This window comes from Priestia sp. USM5 (assembly GCF_058323215.1).
Genome location: NZ_JBSGKN010000001.1, coordinates 2955893 through 2976504 on the forward strand (window position 1 = coordinate 2955893; position 20612 = coordinate 2976504).

23 protein-coding genes are annotated in these 20612 nt (G+C 35.1%); 7 read left to right on the top strand and 16 right to left on the bottom strand.

Annotation, left to right across the window (positions count from 1 at the left end; all coding sequences use genetic code 11):
• Window positions 1–114 precede the first annotated feature (114 nt).
• From ACWATA_RS15925 to ACWATA_RS15935, 3 genes are all read right to left on the bottom strand, one after another.
• Window positions 115–297: a hypothetical protein gene (locus ACWATA_RS15925; protein ID WP_325077853.1), complete on the bottom strand. Its 183-nt coding sequence runs from the start codon at window positions 295–297 to the stop codon at window positions 115–117.
• A 164-nt stretch (window positions 298–461) separates the two neighbouring features.
• Window positions 462–950: a hypothetical protein gene (locus tag ACWATA_RS15930; protein WP_473049962.1), complete on the bottom strand. Its 489-nt coding sequence runs from the start codon at window positions 948–950 to the stop codon at window positions 462–464.
• Window positions 951–1114: 164 nt separating this feature from the next.
• Complete coding sequence (locus ACWATA_RS15935; protein WP_473049963.1) at window positions 1115–1702, bottom strand: NDxxF motif lipoprotein; 588 nt, start codon at window positions 1700–1702, stop codon at window positions 1115–1117.
• 192 nt (window positions 1703–1894) lie between these two features.
• Here ACWATA_RS15935 and ACWATA_RS15940 point away from each other — a divergent pair, with 192 nt between their 5' ends.
• From ACWATA_RS15940 to ACWATA_RS15955, 4 genes are all read left to right on the top strand, one after another.
• Complete coding sequence (locus ACWATA_RS15940; protein ID WP_473049964.1) at window positions 1895–2788, top strand: AraC family transcriptional regulator; 894 nt, start codon at window positions 1895–1897, stop codon at window positions 2786–2788.
• Between the two features lie 502 nt (window positions 2789–3290).
• Window positions 3291–4793, top strand: coding sequence for a spore germination protein (locus ACWATA_RS15945; protein ID WP_473049965.1), 1503 nt, complete (start codon window positions 3291–3293; stop codon window positions 4791–4793).
• Window positions 4794–4823: 30 nt separating this feature from the next.
• On the top strand, window positions 4824–6017 hold the full coding sequence (locus tag ACWATA_RS15950; protein WP_063246975.1) for a Ger(x)C family spore germination protein: 1194 nt from the start codon (window positions 4824–4826) through the stop codon (window positions 6015–6017).
• Window positions 6018–6036: 19 nt separating this feature from the next.
• Window positions 6037–7140, top strand: a complete 1104-nt coding sequence (locus tag ACWATA_RS15955) for a GerAB/ArcD/ProY family transporter (RefSeq protein WP_033578576.1) — start codon at window positions 6037–6039, stop codon at window positions 7138–7140.
• Window positions 7141–7149: 9 nt separating this feature from the next.
• On the opposite strand, the gene ACWATA_RS15960 is transcribed toward ACWATA_RS15955, so the two are convergent.
• From ACWATA_RS15960 to ACWATA_RS15975, 4 genes are all read right to left on the bottom strand, one after another.
• Entirely contained in the window at window positions 7150–7362 is a 213-nt protein-coding gene (locus tag ACWATA_RS15960; protein WP_473049966.1) for a YczF family membrane protein, read from the bottom strand.
• A 705-nt stretch (window positions 7363–8067) separates the two neighbouring features.
• Window positions 8068–8250, bottom strand: a complete 183-nt coding sequence (locus ACWATA_RS15965) for a hypothetical protein (protein ID WP_154991493.1) — start codon at window positions 8248–8250, stop codon at window positions 8068–8070.
• A gap of 241 nt (window positions 8251–8491) precedes the next feature.
• Window positions 8492–9190 (bottom strand): polysaccharide deacetylase family protein, encoded by a 699-nt coding sequence (locus tag ACWATA_RS15970; RefSeq protein ID WP_473049967.1) that lies wholly within the window; start codon window positions 9188–9190, stop codon window positions 8492–8494.
• A 1-nt stretch (window position 9191) separates the two neighbouring features.
• Complete coding sequence (locus ACWATA_RS15975; protein WP_473049968.1) at window positions 9192–10391, bottom strand: MGDG synthase family glycosyltransferase; 1200 nt, start codon at window positions 10389–10391, stop codon at window positions 9192–9194.
• Between the two features lie 465 nt (window positions 10392–10856).
• Between ACWATA_RS15975 and ACWATA_RS15980 the strand changes: the two genes are divergently transcribed.
• The gene (locus tag ACWATA_RS15980; RefSeq protein ID WP_473049969.1) at window positions 10857–12149 is read left to right on the top strand and encodes a VTT domain-containing protein; all 1293 of its coding nucleotides are present in this window, start codon (window positions 10857–10859) and stop codon (window positions 12147–12149) included.
• Between the two features lie 136 nt (window positions 12150–12285).
• Here ACWATA_RS15980 and ACWATA_RS15985 read toward each other — a convergent pair whose 3' ends face one another.
• The 5 genes from ACWATA_RS15985 to ACWATA_RS16005 all read right to left on the bottom strand — a co-directional run bounded on the left by ACWATA_RS15985 (window position 12286) and on the right by ACWATA_RS16005 (window position 15855).
• Window positions 12286–12531, bottom strand: coding sequence for a hypothetical protein (locus tag ACWATA_RS15985; protein WP_240962050.1), 246 nt, complete (start codon window positions 12529–12531; stop codon window positions 12286–12288).
• A gap of 434 nt (window positions 12532–12965) precedes the next feature.
• Window positions 12966–13424 (bottom strand): GNAT family N-acetyltransferase, encoded by a 459-nt coding sequence (locus ACWATA_RS15990; RefSeq protein ID WP_221818229.1) that lies wholly within the window; start codon window positions 13422–13424, stop codon window positions 12966–12968.
• A 22-nt stretch (window positions 13425–13446) separates the two neighbouring features.
• Window positions 13447–14238 (bottom strand): phosphotransferase, encoded by a 792-nt coding sequence (locus ACWATA_RS15995; RefSeq protein WP_473049970.1) that lies wholly within the window; start codon window positions 14236–14238, stop codon window positions 13447–13449.
• Between the two features lie 225 nt (window positions 14239–14463).
• Window positions 14464–15240 (bottom strand): SDR family oxidoreductase, encoded by a 777-nt coding sequence (locus ACWATA_RS16000; protein WP_033578569.1) that lies wholly within the window; start codon window positions 15238–15240, stop codon window positions 14464–14466.
• Between the two features lie 138 nt (window positions 15241–15378).
• Window positions 15379–15855, bottom strand: a complete 477-nt coding sequence (locus ACWATA_RS16005; RefSeq protein WP_310877334.1) for a hypothetical protein — start codon at window positions 15853–15855, stop codon at window positions 15379–15381.
• A gap of 188 nt (window positions 15856–16043) precedes the next feature.
• Between ACWATA_RS16005 and mle the strand changes: the two genes are divergently transcribed.
• Both mle and ACWATA_RS16015 read left to right on the top strand, forming a co-directional pair.
• On the top strand, window positions 16044–16883 hold the full coding sequence (mle, locus tag ACWATA_RS16010) for an alpha/beta fold macrolide esterase (protein ID WP_367077333.1): 840 nt from the start codon (window positions 16044–16046) through the stop codon (window positions 16881–16883).
• Between the two features lie 232 nt (window positions 16884–17115).
• Complete coding sequence (locus ACWATA_RS16015; protein ID WP_367077334.1) at window positions 17116–17703, top strand: DUF4825 domain-containing protein; 588 nt, start codon at window positions 17116–17118, stop codon at window positions 17701–17703.
• On the opposite strand, the gene ACWATA_RS16020 is transcribed toward ACWATA_RS16015, so the two are convergent.
• The 4 genes from ACWATA_RS16020 to ACWATA_RS16035 form a co-directional block, all read right to left on the bottom strand.
• On the bottom strand, window positions 17675–17908 hold the full coding sequence (locus ACWATA_RS16020) for a hypothetical protein (protein ID WP_473050225.1): 234 nt from the start codon (window positions 17906–17908) through the stop codon (window positions 17675–17677). The two genes, ACWATA_RS16015 and ACWATA_RS16020, sit on opposite strands and share 29 nt — an antisense overlap.
• A gap of 23 nt (window positions 17909–17931) precedes the next feature.
• Complete coding sequence (locus ACWATA_RS16025) at window positions 17932–18162, bottom strand: hypothetical protein (RefSeq protein ID WP_033578563.1); 231 nt, start codon at window positions 18160–18162, stop codon at window positions 17932–17934.
• A gap of 250 nt (window positions 18163–18412) precedes the next feature.
• Entirely contained in the window at window positions 18413–19102 is a 690-nt protein-coding gene (locus ACWATA_RS16030) for an alpha/beta fold hydrolase (protein ID WP_473049971.1), read from the bottom strand.
• Window positions 19103–19267: 165 nt separating this feature from the next.
• Window positions 19268–20191 (bottom strand): LysR family transcriptional regulator, encoded by a 924-nt coding sequence (locus ACWATA_RS16035; protein WP_328171040.1) that lies wholly within the window; start codon window positions 20189–20191, stop codon window positions 19268–19270.
• Between the last annotated feature and the right edge of the window lie 421 nt (window positions 20192–20612).

The window sequence follows — 20612 nt, forward strand, 5'->3', positions numbered from 1 at the left end:
CCATTATAATTTTATCCCCTTTTATCCTCAGGCATATTCTACACAAAACAAATTGCCGTTAGTTGAAAAAATGAAAGGTCTCCCAGAAATAATTCTGAGAGACTAGTAAAAAAATTAACCTGTGAAAAAACTTACAACACCTATCAGCACAAAAAATATGAGAATTGCAGATAGAATGAGTACAACTATAAAGATAGGTTTATACTTTGCTCTATTTTCTTGATTACTTATCTTATTATGTAAATCATCTAATTTTCTTTCAATTTCATCCAGACGTTTTTCAGTGTTAATATCCATCACCTCCTACCTTTTATACGAATTACTTCTCTAAAAGTTTCCTAATTACTGTATTTTAAAGAATATATATGTAAAAAACACTTTAAATTGTATGTATAGTTAGTTACCAAAATCTTCTTTTCCCATAGTAAACGTTCATTAAAAAACAAAAATCTTAATCTAAATCAAAAGTGAAAGGGACTTACTTGTTTGATAATAAACGAAATAATAAACGAAACAGCAATTGTTGCCGCTAGCTGCTTTGGAATTTTGTAAAAGACTACGCATAAAACAGCATACATAATGAATTCTTCAATATAGTTTACATGTATATAAAATATTCCAACCGCTAAAGAAAGACTTAACAATAACCCCATAGGCAAAGCTGGTAATATCCAAGCTAGATGTAAATTATTTTTAGCGATCCATACAATAGCTGCTAGAAACGGAGACGCTAGTGCGATACTTCCCCACAGTAAAAAATAACTGGTTGGAAAAAATCCAAATAAAAAAGCTGAATATATATAATAGCCTGTTAGCATTCCTATAAAGAACACGAATGTATTAAGAGCCGCACTAATTTGGGTTTTACTATACGCGGCTATAAGAGTAGCAATCAGTACCCAAATCCCTGTCCTTGAACACAAACCTCCCAAATATGGCAGAATATTCATCCTCCCAACTTCCATCAACACCTGCAACAGTATCTAAATATTTGGCTACTATCCCCAAAGCTGTACCGAAGACTAAATATATAATAGAAAATGCAAGTTTGTTTGTAGACTTAAATATTCCAATAGTAAACTCCCCCTAACCAAAGCAAACCTATTAAATTGTTTTAACTCTTTCGTCCAAAAGCTTTTGTATCAATATTTTTGTCATCTAGAAAATTCTCTATTTTTTTCTGTTCCCTTCCATTTACACCTTCATTTTTATTCATAATTGACTCAATTTCTGTTTCAGAAAAATCTCCTTCGCTCATACGCTCAACCATGTCATCGATTGCTTGATCCAGTTCATCCAAAATTTGATTGGAACCCGTAATAAAGCGGCTAATTCTCTCTGACTCTTTTTTATATCCTTCTGGTAAAGTATTGTGCGAGATATAGGTGGAAAAGTTACGATCATTTTCTCTGACCAGATCGTTTAGTTGTTCGAGTTTTTTCGCTTCAGCTTTAGTTAGCTGTTGATCAGAATCCATAATTTCTTCAAATTGGTCACTGATATTGGATAAATCTTCGCTAGTATCTAAGTATGTCTTTATACTTTCTTTCATTTCCTTTTCATCAATTACAGTATTATTTTTCGATGAACTAAATATGGAAGTTGGTAATACAATTTTTTCACTAGCTTCTTTTGTACTTTCCTGATAAGAACAAGCGCCTAATAAAAAAATAATTATTAAGCTAAAACAAAGTTTCTTCAATTCAAACGCTCCCTTTAACAATGTATTAGTGCCATTAATTTACATAGAAAATTTTAACATTAAAATTCTCTTAGGACTATACATCTAGAGGCGTATATTACAAAAATATCCTCATCTAAATGAATATAGCAAAAAATGTTAAGAACAAAGATTTGTTTGCTGTTATAGTGAACGTAAGGTAGGTGAATGTAAATGAATTATGTAACTTGTATACAGAGAACGCTAGATTACATTGAGGAGAATTTGGAGACACAAATTACTTTAGAAAAGTTAGCAGAAATTGCTTGTTTTTCTCCTTTTCATTATCACCGTGTCTTCCAAGCCATGGTTGGAGAATCAGTGATGGATTATGTGAGGAAACGAAGACTTACGCGCGCAGCAGAACGCTTATTTTTCACAGATGAAAAAGTGATTGATATCGCCCTTGATGTTGGTTTCCACTATCAAGAGTCCTTTAACAGAGCGTTCAAAAAATTTTATGGTGTTTCACCGAAACAATACCGTAACGCAAGAAAAATATCTGGACCGCTACGGGGAAAAGCCTACCTAACTACCACACTTTTGTCAGGAGGAAATAAAATGGAACCAAAACTAGTCACTAAACCTGCTTTTTATGTCATTGGATATGAGCTAAAAACGAAGAACGAGGGTGGCCAGAATAATAAAGACATTCCTGAATTTTGGCAACAGTACATGCAAAATAGATTGGGATCTAAAATTCCCAATCCCATAAACGAAAACACGGAGCTTGGTATTTGCACTGATTTTAATCCTGAAACGGGTGCGTTTGTTTATGTAATTGGCATGGAGGTAGAGAAAGACACTCCAGCGCCTGAAGGAACAGTTTATAGAAGCTTCCCTGAGCTAGAATATGCGGTATTTACTACGCCAAAATCAAATGAAGAATCCTTTACTTCTTCCATTCAGTCCACATGGAATTATGTTTTCACAGAGTGGTTTCCAGAATCAGGTTATGAGCACTACGGATCAATGGAGTTTGAACTGTATGATAAGAGATGCTATGGTTCAGAAAACAAAGAGATCGACATCTACATTCCTGTGAAAAAACAGACCATTAAGGCATAAAAAAGAAAAGCATTGCAAGTAGAAATTCACTTATAATGTTGAAAATATTCCTATACAAAAGCCCAATCTCTAAGCAATTAAATTTAAGAGCGGGCTTTTTATTCTTTTGCATTGGGAATTTTGGAATCAGCTAATTTGAATATTCCCTTCATTTTTAGTTATCATAATGTACGATATCGGCAATAAAAACATCAGATATACAGAGAAATACGATGTGCTTTTCTCTCCAATTACTTAATTCTTAAAACAATATCTTCTGACCTGTCACTGGATATAAGGTAATACTAGCTAACCCGCTTTGATCTTCTTCTAAAAACTCTAAAGAATCCTCGGCTTTATTTTGACATTCAACTAATGCGACAAAAAAGAAAACAAAATTAGATACATTTACTATCATTTTATTTTATGTATTTTCCTCACGTGCATATTTTTTACATTTTATAGGAATGATAACGTTACTCGTTGTATAACAAATATTCACTCATATAAAAGGTGGTAAAACGTGCGACAAAGATATCTTCTGAAAAGCTCTAATAAAGAAAAGACAACAGATTGTTCAGCAACTCCCTTATATGATGATGTAAATAAAAATATAGAGAGACTATTGAGCGAATTAGGAAATAGCTCCGATGTATTGGTTCGAATGGTTGAGTCTCCGTATCAAAACACGTTAAAAGCAGCCGTTATTCACCTTGATGGATTAGCAGATGAAAACATTATAAATGAGAATATCATGACTCCTCTTATTCAGTGGCTTAAGGAAAGTAATCAAGTAGTAACCGCCAAAGAGATAGAAGCACAAATACCCCAGATGTTAACTGTATCTCAATTGACTATAAAAGAGAATTGGCATGAATTTATGTCAGCCGTTTTAACTGGTGATACAGTCATACTACTGAATGGAAGTTCTAGAATTTTCATTGGCAATACAAAAAAACTTCAGTCCCGCGCAGTAACAGAACCAACCAGCCAAACTGTTGTTAGAGGACCTAAAGATAGTTTTACAGAGAATTTAAGGACTAATACATCTTTGATAAGAGCTAGAATTCAGGATTCTAATTTACGCTTAGACAGCATGAAAATTGGAAGCGTAACCCAAACAGATATAGGGATCATGTATATTCAAGGGAATGCAGATGAACGTATTGTAGAAGAAATCAAAGAACGTTTAAAAGGGGTTGAGGTAGATGGGATCCTTGAGTCGAACTATATTGAAGAATTTATCCGGGATGATAGGACCACTATTTTTCCACTTCTATTAAATACAGAACGACCTGATGCCGTTGTAGGAAATTTATTAGAGGGACGAATTGCTATTATTGTACAAGGAACACCTTTTGTTTTAATTGCACCCGCTATTTTTTCTCAATTTTTTCAGTCTCCCGAAGATTATTATCAAAATTATTATATTGCTTCCTTTTTAAGGATCTTGAGATTTGGTTCTTTTTTTCTTTCTATGTATGCGTCTGCTATCTATTTAGCATTGATTACGCATCATCAGGGACTTATTCCAAACACATTAATGGTCAGCTTAATGGCTCAAAGAGAACGAGTTCCTTTTCCAGCAATTGTAGAAATATTAGTGATGGAACTAGCTTTTGAGATGTTGCGAGAGGCAGGAATCCGAATGCCTAGAGCAATCGGACCAGCAGTCTCCATTGTAGGAGCACTGATTTTAGGACAAGCAGCTGTAGAAGCAGGTTTTGTATCAGCGGCTGTTGTGATCATTGTTGCTATTTCTGCCATCAGCAATTTTACACTGCCATCTACTAGCATTGTCAATGCGGCCCGGGGTTTTCGATTTATCTTGATTCTAATTTCAGCATTTATTGGCTTATATGGAATTTTGCTTATGACCTTATGTATATGGCTTCATATAAGTAGTCTAAGATCTTTCGGTGTCCCCTACTTTTCACCTTTTGCCCCCTTTGATTTTAAAGAGCAAAAGGATACTTTAGCTCGATTCTCTTTACCATCTCTTTTAAGAAAACAACAAAATAAATAGAAGCCACATAAAGATGAATGAGGATGAAAAATGAAAAGTTACCTTTCACTTTTATGGATCACTGCCCTTTGTTTATGTGTTTCAGGGTGTTCGAATTATCGAGAATTGAACCAAATAGGAGTCATTATAGGACTGGGAATTGATGAGAATAAAAATTCGGAAGAACCCTATAAAGTAACCTATCAGATTATTAACCCAAGTGGTTTGTCACAAGGCAGTTCGTCGGGAGGACAGGGTCTTCCTGTCATTAACTACACAGTAACTGCCAAATCGTTAGTGGAAGCATTAAAAAAAGCCTCTGTCGTCATTCCAAGAGAACATATTACTTCTCATCTTTCGCTTATCGTCGTAGGTGAAAAGTTAGCAAGAAATGGTCTTAGCTTATTATTTGATGCCTTGGATCGAGGCAAACAAGCTCGTACAAGTATTCCAGTTTTTATTGCGCGTGATGGAACTGCTGAGAAATTGCTTGGTGTGATTGAACCTTTTGAGGTTACTCCAGTCAAAAGTATCCTAAGTACAACCCAGAACAATCAAAAAATGTATGGAATAGTTAGTAATGTACAAGCATATGAAGTTATTTCTATGCTTTTGAGTGAGGGAAAAGATCTATCTCTTCCTGGAATCAATATTAACAAACCCTCTCAGCAGTCAGAAGAAGCAGGCAATTTAGAGAATACCAGCCCAAGTGCTATGCAGGTAAAAGGATTAGCTATGTTTAGAAAAGGAAAATTAGTTCGATGGCTGGATGGGGATGAAGCTCGATCTGTTCAACTTGTTACGTCTGAAGTGAAGAGCACAGCTCTTGTTTTCCCTTGTAATATAAATGAGAATATCACAGTTACAGCGACTGGAATAAAAAGTGAAATAAAAACAAAAATCCGCCGTGGACAACCTTTTATTCATACAGATCTGAATGTGATGGGAGAAATTACGGAAACATCATGCCAAAAAGATTTAAGCAACCCTAAGGTATTAAAAGAGTTGGAAAAAGAAGTCCAAAATGAACTACAAAAGGAAATTACAAAAACTATTAGCATCGCACAAAAAGAAAAGGCAGATATATTTGGCTTTGGTGATAGCTTATCTCGAACCAACCCTAGTTATTGGCGTCAGCATAAACAGAATTGGGAGAGTCTATTTTCAAGTGCGAAGGTATCGATGAATGTGAACGTCACTATCGTAAATACCGGAATGCGTACAAATCCTTATGAGGTAAATTAGATGAGGAGCTGAAAAAGCATTGACTAAAATAAAAATCGATGGGTTTCAATTATTTTGTATGATGTTTATCTTTATATTAGGCAGTACGTTGCTTTTAGATATAGGAAAGGCTGCTAAGCAAGATGCATGGATCGTTCCCTTTTTGGCTACTATTTTTGGATGTGCACTGTATTTAGTCTATATCTCCTTATATAAGAGATACCCTAATATGCCTTTAACCGGCTATCTTATTAAAATCTGGGGTAAATACGTAGGCAGTGCTATCAGCTTTTGTTATATTATATATTTTGTTTATATTGCTTCTAGAGTACTACGTGATTTTGAAGAATTACTAATTAGCTCTTCTTACTATGTTACATCGATTATTACGCTCGGCATATGCATGACCTTTGTGTTAATTTATAGTATTCACTTGGGAATAGAAGCATTCGCACGAGTTACATGCTTATGTTTTGTTGTTATTTTACTGACTCTTTTTATATTAAATGTTTTGTATGTAGTAGGAGGTTATATCAAAGTGGAAAACCTTCAACCCGTATTAGCAAATGGATGGGGAAACATAGGGAAAGAGTTAGTCCCTCTTGGCATTACTGTCCCTTTCGGAGAATTGATTACCTTTACTATGCTTCTTCCTTATTTGAATAAAAAAAGTCAGGCTGCAACAATTGGACTATCCGCCATTATAATAGGAGGGATTGTCTTAACCATTAATTCAATTATTCTTTTATGTGTACTCGGACCAGAGACTGTTTTAAGATCTTCTTTCCCAGCTCTTACAGCTGTGAGTTACATTAACATAGCCAGTTTTATTCAAAGGCTGGATACCTTTATTCTTATTCTCATGGTCATTTTAGGTTTTGTTAAAATATCCATCTATTTCTTTTGTGCCGTGATTGGGGCAACTGATTTGTTTCGTATGAAACCTTCTGTTACAAACATTTATCTAATTGGTGGTGTTATTTTTTTCTCCTCACTGATGATTGCTCCTAGCTACCAAGCTCATATAAATGAAGGGCTCAAAGTTGTTCCTTATTTATTACACCTCCCTTTTCATATAGCAATTCCTATCCTATTGCTGATTACAGCATATATTAAGCAAAAAATAAAGCCTACCCTTTCATGACAAGGGAGGCTATTGTTTTTTTAAAACAGGAAAAATGCTAACAGTAAGGAATATTAAAGCAAATAAAACAATCAAAAAATAATCTTCTCCACGTGCAATTACAAAATATTGTTTTAGGTTATAAAACGATTGAAACATATAGTTTCCCTGAAAAACGTCGATGAATACAATAAGAGCATAAGCCCCCAGCAAAATACATAAGGATGAAATTATTTTAGCCATTATATCAGCCTCACCTTTTTCTTTTAAATTGCGGTAAATAATATAAAAATATACAAGGCGTCCATGAGATTTAATACTATTTATTAAATAATGAAAAATAATTGATCTTCTGCAAAGCAATCTGTTATAAAAAATTTAACGTAACAAGAATTTTAAAAATTCACCTACAAGGAGCTTTATTTATTTTAATGTACGGCTCTATTTTTATAGATTCTCACGAAGTAGTACAAGCCAAGCAGAAGTAATCCTACATTTGTATAAACATAAAAAATAGACCCATACCAAAAGTTCTTTTGAGCCAATGAATCAAAAAAATAATGCAAAAAGTGGTATAGCGCTACATAGATTAAACAAAGACTCTAGAAAATATTTTCTTCTCTAGAATAAATCTCTCTTAGTAATAAAAGAATGATCCACCAAAACACAAGTATGGATAATGTACTGAGTAAGTTAATTGGATAAGTCTTATAGTAAAAAGAATACGCGCTGCTATAAAATAAAAGCATCGATAGTAACAACATGAATAGTGGCTTTCTAGAGTGCTTATTGGTGATAAAAAAGTACAAGCCAATTAAAATGGCCATAAAAAAATAAATGTAATTCAACAAATTCCCCATCTCAAACCTCAACATTTTTATAATTTAATACTATGATATTTACGTTTCTCATAAAATCTTTTATGTAGTAGGTCAAAAACACAGCATCTTATGCTTCCTTGCCTCTTTTATGTGTACAATACCCAAAGATAGCAATTCCAAAAGAAACTCCAAAAGCGGTTGAAAATGCTGTTAAAAGATCAAAATTAGAGGTAAACAGCATATTAATTATTACGTTTCCTCCAAAGAAAATTAAAAAATATACCAAGAATTTCAAAATAACTTTTTTCAAGAACTACCCTACTTTCATAGATGTCGTTTAGATTGACTGCTGATTCAACACAGAATTTAAAAATCACGAAATTATAAATATAGCCAATATATGATTATATTACCATATATTTTTACTGACCATAAAAAAGAACCTCTTTAAAATAGAGGTTCTTTTTATAACAGAGAAGATATTTAGTTAGGGTAATGACAAGAATTAAAATGTCATTTGTGAGCTTTAATAAATATAGTTCTCGTACTACTTATAGCTTCTCTACCAATTCATCAACACGGACACAAGTGAATCCTTTCGTTTTCACTGTTTTTAACACATCTCTTAACGCATTAATTGTATTTCTTGGAGCTTCAGATTCCGCCCCTAGCGTATCACCGCAGTCGTGCAGCAAAATCACGTCCCCGCCTTTTATATTTGCTAGGCGCTGTTTAATCTTTTCGCTTCCGCCAGAGGTTCGCCAATCTTCCGCCATGATTGACCATAGAATAATCTTATATTTACCTCTTTTGATAAAATCGAAAAGATTAAGCATTCCCCAAGGCGGGCGATAATATCTAGGCTCGACTCCCGTGATAGCTTCAATCACCTTGGCTGTATCCTTCAGTCCTTTTTGAACTTTCCAAGGCGACATAAACCAGTTGGAGTGATGTACGTAGTTATGAATTCCGATTAAGTGGCCTTCATTATGCATTCGCTGAATCAGTTCAGTGTACTTTTCTGCTTTGGTACCGACCACAAAAAAGGTTGCCTTCACCTCATTTTTCTTCAATAAATCAAGAAGTATCGGCGTATAAATAGGGTTCGGACCATCATCAAACGTAAAAGCAATTTTCGATAAATCCCTTCCCCTTTTAACTACGTTTACTCCTAGACCACGTGATAGGAAATACGGAATAACGGTGTATAATAAAATTAAAAAAATAATAGCAGAAATCATGAACTCCATATTATATACTCACCTCTATCTCCTTTTGCTTTTGTATTGTTCTATCATTTACGTTTAGTAATGGACTACGTCTTGCTGCTTCGACAATGACATGGAGAGCGTCTATGGATGACGTTTTAGTTTGGTATTTTTTTATTCTTTGTTTCATCCATTTTAAAGGTGCTGAATCATGAACCAGATTTTCGACCCGCGCAACCAACTCTTCTTCTGTTTTTACAGAAAGTGCGAATCCTGAACGACATAAATACTCTGCATTGTCTTCTTCTTGTCCCGGTAACGAATGGTAAATTAATATGGGTAAATCCATCGCCATTGCCTCAGACGTTGTCACTCCCCCCGGCTTGCTGATCATTAAATCTGAAATAGCCATTAATTCTTCAACCTTTTCACAATATCCCAAAATTCTCACGTCATGCTTCGAGTCTTTTAATTCCGACTCTAATTGTGTTTTTAACTTCTTGTTTTTACCGCATACTATAAAAAGTTGCATCGGTGTAGAAATGGATTCTAAGGCCTTAAAGGTTGAAAGTCCTTTCCCAAAAAATCCGTCGCCCCCTCCCATGATGAGCAGGGTGAATATATTGGGATCAATCATATATTTTTCTAAGAGAAAATCCTTTGGAAGAACATCCATAAATCTTTTCCGTACAGGTATTCCAGTATTTTTAATTTTATCTGCCTCTACCCCTAACGCAATTAATTGATCACGCAATCGAGCAGACCCTACCACATATTGATCTGTAGAGGAATGAATCCAATAAGAATGATCCGTATAATCTGTGATGATGGTTACCGCTGGAATATCAATTAACCCTTGCTCTTTTAATTTGGATATAATTCCCGCGGCAAATGGGTAGGTACTAACCACTACTTTCGGCTTTATTTCCTGTATGATTTTAAGCACGGTTTCCATACCCGATAAAAAGATCGAATTTAACTTAACAGAAAAAGAATTTTTCACACGAGTTTTTTCATACAAAAAGCTATACACTTGTGGAAACTTCTTAATTCCTTTTTTATAAATATAATGGCTGATTGGATAAAGGTTGGGATGAACCCACTCCATGATATCAATGGTAATAGGTTCAGCATCAGCAACCACATTACTTACTGCTTCACTTATCGCATTTGCCACTTGTTTATGTCCTTCTCCAAACGTAGCGGAAAGAATTAAGTATTTATCCCGTTCACGGTTATTCATGACTTTTCCCTCCTTGTAGTTTGTATGCTTTTGCTGTGGGGTAAAACTTAGACTTTTCAGCACATCTTTTTGTTCTTTTGTTTAGGCGATTAAAGAATTGCTCTGCTGATAAAAAAGTAATAATGGGTAGTTCCCCTTTTTAATCGATTTGTAGGGTATATCTTTTCTTCTTTTTCGTTACATAGATTGGTTAAGAACTCCTTACACTATTTATTAGAAAAACAAACAGTCTTAAGTTGAGCTTTCAAATAGCACATTTTCAGTCTACGTTTTGTAATTAAAAATAGGCTAAAAATAACATTAAAAATTAATGAAAAATCCAGTTTTTTTAATAAATAGTGCTACATTAAAAGAAATACAAAGGTGAAATTAATCTTTTCACCTTTGTATTTCAATCGCATGTAAGCATATTCGCCTTACCGACTGTGCTTTAGATACATACATACTATGAAAGAAGGACAAACCATGGATTTTATCACATCTTATATAAATCAATACGGATATATCGTGCTGTTTCTAGCATTGATGCTGGAACTTCTTGCACTTCCTCTTCCAGGGGAGCTGCTCATGGGCTACGCTGGGGTTCTTGCTTTTCAAGGACATTTGAGCTGGGTGGGAAGTATCTTGGTGGCTGGTATGGGGAGTATGGTTGGAATGACCATAGCCTACGGGGTAGGTTATAGGTTAGGGACTCCCTTTTTTGATAAATACGGAAAAACCCTTCATATGGGGCCAGAGCGAATTGAAAGAATGTCAAAATGGTTTGGTGTACATGGAAACAAGCTGTTGATTATTGCTTATTTCCTCCCGGTTATTAGACATATTACAGGATATTTTTCAGGAATTACTCGGCTTCCCTTTCGTACGTATGCACTGTATGCCTATAGTGGATCATTTCTTTGGGTCACCACATTTATTACTTTAGGAAAGTTATTAGGACCTCAGTGGGAACAGTTTCATCATTCTATTAAGAAGTATTTTGTCATTGGGCTGATTGTAGCTGTAAGTTTGTTCGTAGCTATTTACATTTATAAAAAGTTCAAAGTAACGATTAAAAAGATAGCAATTAATTGCCTCAAGTGGATAGTAAACGCATTTCATACGCGGAAACGGGCGGGTCTTGTTTTTATATTTACAGCATTAGTTACGTTAGGGTTTATTCTGCTTATGATTGGAATGACGCAAGACTTTATCGCAAACGAGTTTGGAGATTTTAACAAAATAACGAGTTTATTAATAACAGCTCTTTTTAATAAAGATTGGAATGTACCAATGCGGGTGTTTTTCATACTGGGATCCAGGCAGGTTCTGGTAACATTGATTTTCTTTACACTTGTATGGATTTTATGGAAAGGCAGAGATAAAAAAATTGAATTATTATCTCTGGTAGTTGTTGCAGGCGGCGGAGAGCTATACGAAGAAAGCCTGAGACGAATGTTCCATCATTTCTCCCCTATTAGAAAGTCGTTGATAGAACAGCTTTCATACACCTTTCCAAGCGAGCAGTCTTTAATTGCTTTTGTTATTTATGGGTTTGCTGTATTTATGCTGGTTCGACACTCTAAAAGATTGTGGGTTCCTACAGTAGCACCAATAGTGGCCATTCTTATTTTATTGCTTATTGCCATTAGTCGTTTGTATCTGAGCATACAATACCCCAGTGACATTGCAGCAGGATATGTATTTGGAGGAGTATGGCTAGGGTTAAACGTTTTGCTTCTTGAAACCTTCCGTCTTATGAAAGGTATTAATCTATAAGTGATACTGTCAAAAAACTTATTTCTGATGTTTCCCATGAGAAAAAACACCTCCAAGTGATTGCTCGGTACCCCTTACCCAGTTATCAGCTTGAAGGTGTTTTTTATTTATATAAAATCAGAGCCTGTCCAAATTATTAGCAATTACGTTTTCTTAATCTGCGAACGCTGATACTTTCTAAACTAGTCGTATTTCTATTACCTGAATTATCTTCCCATACTAAAAATCCGCCTTCTGCTCGAATAAACGTACCATTTCCATCAAGCTGTCTTCCAGCAGAAAAAACTTGAATTTTATCTCCTCTTCGAAAATTATCTACTATAGAACGAGATTGAGATTGAGATTGAGATGTACGACGATCTCCACTACGACGTCCTGGCATAACTCCACCTCCTTATACACTTATAGTACATACTATGAAGAAAGCAAAAATTGGTATAAGCAAAACGCGTAAAAGTATAAAAATATTTTATAAAATAAAAATTTGGCTATACCTGTCTTTAGTATTTCTGCAAGGTTTCTTACATTTATCCACAGTCCCATGAGACCCCTGAATCTCTTTCATCTTGTAACGTGACCTAGATTCAGTGAGTATAAAATACATAAGGGATGTTTAAGGTGTTTGATGTATATAGTCTGAGAAGTCTTCTTTTAGACATAAAAAAAGAATCCTCCATGAAAAAGAGGATTCAACAGGGTAAGTAAGAAAAAGAAATATACATGCATGTTCCTGGGGGGGCTACGCTTGTATAATCAACTTATACCCGCTATTCACTGATTGAAACAGCTAAAAACATTTTATAAAAAAATTGATAGTTAACCTATTAAATTAGCCCTATAGATTCTTGAACTACTCCCCCACGGATGATAACCATCGCCTATATATGAAAAGTCATACTTTTCATAGTATCCAACGTAGTCGGTGCATAAATAAAGATTATCAAATCCGGCATTTTTCGTATCTTCTTTCAGCTTTAAAAGAAGTTGCTCACCTAAGGATTTACCTCGATAACTTTCTTCAATGTAAAGAGAACACACCCAGGGCCATAAATCCATTCGACTTATAAAATCGTTGGTGATAAGCCCTGGGCAGCCGATAATTCCTCCTTCGTCTTCTAACAGGTACCAGACTGGAAGACAACTATTTGTGTTTAAGCTATGTATAATACAGTCTTCGTAAAGCTTTAAATTCTCTTTACTCGCCCACTTACGCTGAGTATATTCAATAGCTTTGTCTTTGTACTCTACCTGTTCTCTAATATTAATAATTCGCATGACAAGGGCTCCTCTATTAAAATTAAATCCATTCTTTTGTATGTTCATAAATGAATTTGATATCGTTTTGATAATGCTCAAGATGCCCTTCGTCTATCATTTTTTGAAACGCAATATCACCTTCACTAGCTTTTCTTGTAATTGTTTTACATAACCCCTCTAATCGCAGCAATACCATTTCCAAATAACCTTCTTGTAATTCTTCGCCATAAGATTCAAAAAATAATTTCACTCTTCGCTTTCTATCTTGAGCATGCTGTGATGAATTATAATGAATTTTCTCACCTATTTCAGAAAGATAAAATCTACTCAAAGGGACGCACGTATAAAGAGTATAAGCAATGTCCCAAAGTCTTGGCCCAGGTGCAGCAACATCAAAATCAATAATTCCTATTGGTCTCTCATCATTAAAAATAATGTTGTATATAGCAAAATCATTATGACATAGTATTTCAAATGGTTTAGGCGTGTTATCTATTGATTTCCAGCTGTCATCAAATGAAAAATCACTCACTGAATCATGATAAAGACGGAGCATTTTTCCTATTTCTATCAAAACATCATCGGACCACATATATTTCTTCAAGGGATAATTACCAGCTTCACCTTCAATAAATGACAAGACCTCTCTCCCTTTTTCGTCAATGCCTAAAAATTTTGGTGCATAAGTAAACCCCTTGTTTTCTAAATGCTTTAATAGCTTATGAAATTTATGACTATCTGATTTTAATTCTCGTCGCACGGTATTTCCCAAGCGGTAAACGTTAGAAACATTCCCTCCTGTTAGTACTTCTTCGTCCTTAAAGCCTGACATATAAATATTCCCCCTGAATATACCCGATTTGTCGTTAATAAGTGAAAGTGATAAAACATTTACCATAATGTTCACCATCTATTTAGAACAGCCCGTACTTTTCCCTTCATAGCCCATTAATGTTACTTTACATTATAAAAAAAGAATCTTCATTCGAAGATCTTTTTGACTGCTTATTTCATACAAAAATCCGCTAAAAAAGCGGGAGACCGCTACTATGTTAAATCACCAAAAGCCACCGTCTGAGTGGATAATTTGTCCGGTAATCCATTCTGCTTCTTCGCTTGCTAAAAAAACAACTAATTTTGCGGCATCCCGGGGCTCACCAAGTCGACCCATTGGGAACTTCGGCAGTAAATCTTCCTTCAACTTACTGCTCATCCACCCAGTATTAGTTGGTCCAGGATCTACAGCATTAACAGTAATTTTAAGAGGTGCTAATTCAATAGCAACTGATTTAGTAAATGTAGAAACGGCACCTTTGGTGGCAACATAAGCCAAATTGCCAGGCTCAGGTGACTTATCTTGACCTGATACCATATTAATAATTCGACCGCCATGCTTGCCTTCGATTAGACGTGCAAACTCAACAGTTAAAAGACATGTTCCTCTAACATTCACGTTATAATGAGCGTCGAGAACATCAGCATCTATCGAACGAAAATCTACGTCTACAGAATGTGTTGCATTATTTACAAGGATTGATGGAGAACCCAGTTTGGTTTGAACTGTATCAAGCAGTTTTCTTGATGCATCGGGCTGTGATAAATCCAATTCCATCGATTCACATCGTACTCCCAGACTGCGTATCTCCTCAATCAGATGCTTCGACCAATTAAAATCATCCTCATTACAATAATCCATTAAACGATCATAATTTGACCAATGAGTGAAAAAAATATCTGCGCCTTCTTTAGCTAACTCCCTGCATATTTCAGTACCAATACCTTTTGCCCGACTAGCACCAGTAACAATCGCAATTTTATTTATTAATCGCTTCATAAAGCATCTCCTCATGGGAACGCTGAATTTATATGCTCACCAATAGCACACGATTTCAGCAATCCTGTATATGTATATTAATCTATCAAGTTGTAATGAATGAAAAAGGTAATCAAAGTTTAAATGGTATTACAATGTCTATATTCTGCACTCATAGACAGAGAATGACATGCCTTCTCCGTAGCCATCTTTTACTTCATGAACAGTAAGATTGTTAAATCCATTAGAGCTAAGGATACGTTCAAACTCTTCTGAGCCATAAAGTCGAAGAGGGAAATCCATTATCTCCACCTTTTTTGTCTGATTTCCTTGAAGTAGCTCATATTTTATCTTAGTATTCAAAGAGCTCGCTTTTCTATCGTAGAAGCTTTTTTTGTAAACGACGATGATTTCTTTATTAAAAGATACTCTATTTGTTTCAGTCCAATCTACTAGTTCTTCAATTTCACTTTTTTTCTTTATAATCGTTAAAAGTATTTTCCCACACATCGGTTCTAATACTTTCATATTTTGGTCTTTTACAAAGGAAAGATAAAACTCCAGCTCTTTTCTCTCTGCAACGGATTTATCAACTTCGTATAACCTTGTGCAAAGCTCTCCATAGTAATCATCCATTCTTATTTCACCTCACATAAGTAGTTTTCCATACGTACATTCAACTTTCCTGCTCTATTCTAGTCAATAAGGTAACAGACGGAACAATCGATTACCTAAATAAAATTCAAAAAGGAAATATTCTCATTTTAGAGAAGTGAATAAAGGGCTGCTTTTCATTTTTCTAACACTTAAAAGGAGGTACACAAATGAATGAACAAATACTAAAAATAGATAAAGTAGAGATTTGCACAGAAAGTTTTGGGAACCCTAAAAATCCGGCTATTCTTTTAATAATGGGAGCAATGTCCTCGTTAGATTGGTGGGATGAAGACTTCTGTCTTCGCCTCGCTGAAAGGGAGAGATTTGTTATTCGTTACGACCATCGTGATTTAGGCCGCTCTACCACTTATCCACCCGGTACTTCTAACTATACAATAACGGATATGGCTGATGACGCAATTGGCGTTTTAGATGCTTATTCTATAGAAAAAGCTCATATTGTTGGAATGTCGTTGGGCGGGATGATAGGTCAGATTCTTGCTCTTAGATATCCAAAACGCATAGATTCCCTTACTTTAATTGCATCAAGCATTTTTGGAACTGAGGCGGAAAAATTGCCTCCAATGGACCAGCGTATACTTGATTATCATACAAAAAGTACTTCCATAGACTGGTCAAATCAAGAGGCAACCGTTCACTACCTTGCAGGTGGATGGAAAACGTTAAGTGGAACAAAACCTTATGAAAAGGAAAGAATGTATAAGCTAGCAAAAAGAGAAGCTGCCCGCGCCAAACAGTTGCCGAGTAGATTTAATCATGCTTTACTTCAAGGAGGAGGCCAATATTATGACAGATTGAGTGAAATTAGCACACCTACGCTGATTATTCATGGAACAAAAGATCCGGCACTTCCTTATGAACATGGACTTGCTCTTGCAAAAGCTATTTCTCATGCTAAATTAATAGCTCTTGAAGGTACAGGACATGAAGTTCATAGTGAGGACTGGGACCAAATTATCGAAGCAATTGTAGGGGTTAGCTCTTAAAAGTAAAAAAAGAGAAATGAAGACTTCAAAGCGCTTTTTCAAGAAAGCTTTGGGGTCTTTTCATATTTCAAAATTCCTTTCTTCTACTAGCAGTTGACAAAAACGTTTTCTATAGCAAAGGGTATTTTGTACAAAAGGACCTACACCTTTTCAAGACAGCCTATTTACGATAAACTAATAATTCATGAAATATCCACATAAGGGTATTAAAGTAAGAAAATGGAGGCTTTTTATGAAATATTTTAAGGTATTTTTTTGTTTAATCTTATTACTCCTAGTAGGCATAACCGGCTGTTCTCAAAAAGAAGAAGTTACAAGCATTAATACTGTTGATGTAAAAAAGCTTAAAGAGCGTAGCGGAACTTATGTTGGAAATAATTCTAACGGGGTAGCTATCGTAAGGGACTTGCCTGGAGGAGAAACATTTAAAGAAATTGATTTACATAATAAAACGCTAAAAATAACGTATGGTACTAAAGCGGGCTCTCTTTCAGAAGTTGAAACGTTAAAATATTGGTTTGACGGTAAGAATACATTGGAGAAAAACTTTCTTTACAATGCTATTTATTTAGCAATATTAGTGCCTAATGCTCAAGGTTACAGTTTTAAAGTAGACAATCAAAAATTCTCAGTATCTAGAGAAGAAATGGAAGAGTTTATTTCTGGCAACATTAAAACTTTACCGGATAGTAATAAATTATTTGATAAAGAAGAAGCACAGCAATTTATAGATGACAATAAAAAAAAGATAAATAAAACAGTTAAATCGGCAGCTATTCGAGAACATTTTTTTAAGAATGTTCCGATAGTAAAAGAATAAAAGGTTGAGACATAACGAAATGAATCCAATCTAAAGATGAAAAACTAGTATACATGAGGTGAATCGCTGGTGACACCGCAGTTGATTTCCGTGCAAGGCTTTGCTTTCCGCGGGCGGCCGCTGAGCCTCCTCGTCGCTTGCGCTCCTGCGGGGTCTCACCTGCTCCGCTTTCCCCGCAGGAGTCTTCGCCTTGCCTTCCAATCACCAGTCGGAAAAAGCTTGGGTTAATCACTCCAAACTCTTTTTTCTATAAAGAAAGAAACCTACTACCGCTCCAAGTGTAGCTATAACTACACTAAAACGAATGAGATGAATAATAAAATCAATAAGTTTTAAATAGGTTGTTTCTGTTACACCATCACCGACTGATTCAACTTCTTTATATGGAATCACAAAGAAACCTAATGATCCTCCTAAAATAAGGCCATAGAAAAAACCTTTTTCTATAAATTTCAACAAGAAATTCTCCTCCTTTCAAACATGCTCATTTAATGAGTTATAGCATTCCCTATTACTATTAAAAGGCATTTATTTATCTTTCATAAAAAATGTTTTATCATGAATTTTATTACATATAATCTATATATTAACATATTTACAGATTAAAAAGGAGACTAACGTATAGTCTCCCTTTCTATAAAAGTTTAATAACTTTTAAAAATTGTATTTAGTTAAACAGTCTTTCAAATTAAATAAAAGCTCCAGAAAGTCACGAAGCAAGGAAGCTTTTCACAGCAGTTAAAAAAGCGGATAAGTTTCCTGCGTGCACCTCATGTCCAGCCCCTTTTATCGTTACTAATTTACAATTTGGAATGCGTTTAGAAACTTCCTGCAACTTATCTTGAGGGATATGGCTAGATCCTCCTCCTATGATAAGAGTAGGTGCAATTATCTCTGTAAGACTTCCCCACCATTTAGGATTCGGGTTGTTCAACTGTTGAAGAATTGAAGGTACAACCTCCCAGTCAAATGGTAGAGAGCCAGGAGGTTTAGAAGGAATTTCGAACTTCTCTCCTGTAAAAGGTGGAGGTGTATCTTCAACAATTAACCGTTTTACCCTTGATGGAAATGTCTCGGAAAAAAGGTAGGAGACGGTGCCACCCATAGAATGACCCATTAACGTAAAGCGCTCTAATTTCAGCGCATTTACAAACTGAAGCAAGTCATCACACATAAGTTCAAACGTATACGTGCCGGCTCTCTCGCTTCCACCGTGTCCTCTTTGATCTAAAGCTAAAAACCGATATTCCTTTCCTAATGCAGCCGCTACTTCGTCCCACGATTCTGCACTCATTCCTAAAGCGTGAAGTGCAACAATGACAGGTGCTGAAGCTTCGCCCGCCTCTCGATATTGAAATGTTAAACCATTTAGTTTAATTTGATTTACTCGCATTTTCAAATTAGATCAACTCCTAACTCAGATTTCACCAATTAAAATCTAGTTTATTAATGTTCATCTATATATTAGTGAAGGAATGAAGATTTCCTTCACCTCTTATCTTATTGGGAAAGATATCAGATTATTTTATGTATCCTGTGTAATTCTTTAGTCGGCATAATGTACCTAGAGTTTTTCACTTTCTGTACCTATATAATTTAAACCAAAAGTACTGCAAGCCAATTGAATAAACGATTGTAAAGGAAGAGACATAAATTTATCTTTATGCCAAAACATTTGTGTATAAAGGGTCGTATCCACTTTAGTACAAGCCAATTCTTTTAATATTCCTTTCTCAAGCTCTCCTTTTACCACTACTTCAGGCAATATCGCAATACCTAAATCCAACATCACACATTGCTTAATAGCTTCCACACTTGCAAATTCAAATTTAGTGGATGTACAAATACCCGCCTCACGAAACAAGTTTTCCAACACTACGCGATATGAACAACCTGATTCGGTATACAAGAGAGTCTCATTTTCAAGCTCTTCTAAGTAGATATCCGTTTTATCAGCTAAAGGATGCTGAGGAGAAGCAACAATTTTTAAGTCTTCTGCAACAAGACATTGTGTATGTAGATTTCCATCATGATGCTGAATAGGCTCCATTGTAAAGGCGATATCAAGAGTGCCGTCTAGTAGCTGCGCTCTTGTTTGTTCTTGAGAATAAATAGGTTTAAAAATCATTTTAACCTTAGGAAATTGATCCTTAAACTCTTTTAATATGGGAGGCAATCTATAGGTACACTGGCTTTCAGAAGATCCAATAATAAGCGTACCCGAAGGCTCCTCCACTCCACTTACAGCGTTTTTTGCTTCCTTAGTCAATTGAATCATTTTATCTGCGTATCTTTTAAATTCTCTACCTGCCTCTGTTAAAACCAAGCGTTTCCCAAGACGTTCAAATAAAGGCGTTTCAAGTTCATTTTCAAGAGCTTTTATTTGTGCGGTAACGCTTGATTGAGCAAAATTCAAAATTTTAGCCGTATATGTAAAATTTAAATTTTCTGCAGCTGTTTTAAATGTAATCAGTTGTTTTATTTCCATTTCCCTCACCTCTATGTAATCGGATATTCCGATTGATTCAATCGGAATGTTCATCTGTAACGATCGTTAATTTCATTATAAAATATGGTAAATCAAACCACAACATACTAAATACAAAGTGATAAGGGGAAATCATAATGAATATAAAAAAAGAAAATACAAAGGAATCGATGAGTTTAACACAAAAAGATACGAGTAAAAAAGATTTCAAATACTACTGGAATGAAATTATTCGAGCGCTTATCGTGACTAAATAATTAGAGCCAATCAATTATATGTTGCTTAAAAAAGCTATATAAATTAAATTCACGTACAAGCGTTTCAATGTAAAAACAATAGCCCGCTAATTCTGAATACCTTCAGAGTTAGCAAGCTATTAATCTAATAAATTTATAGTCATGTTTATTCGTTTGAATCCAAC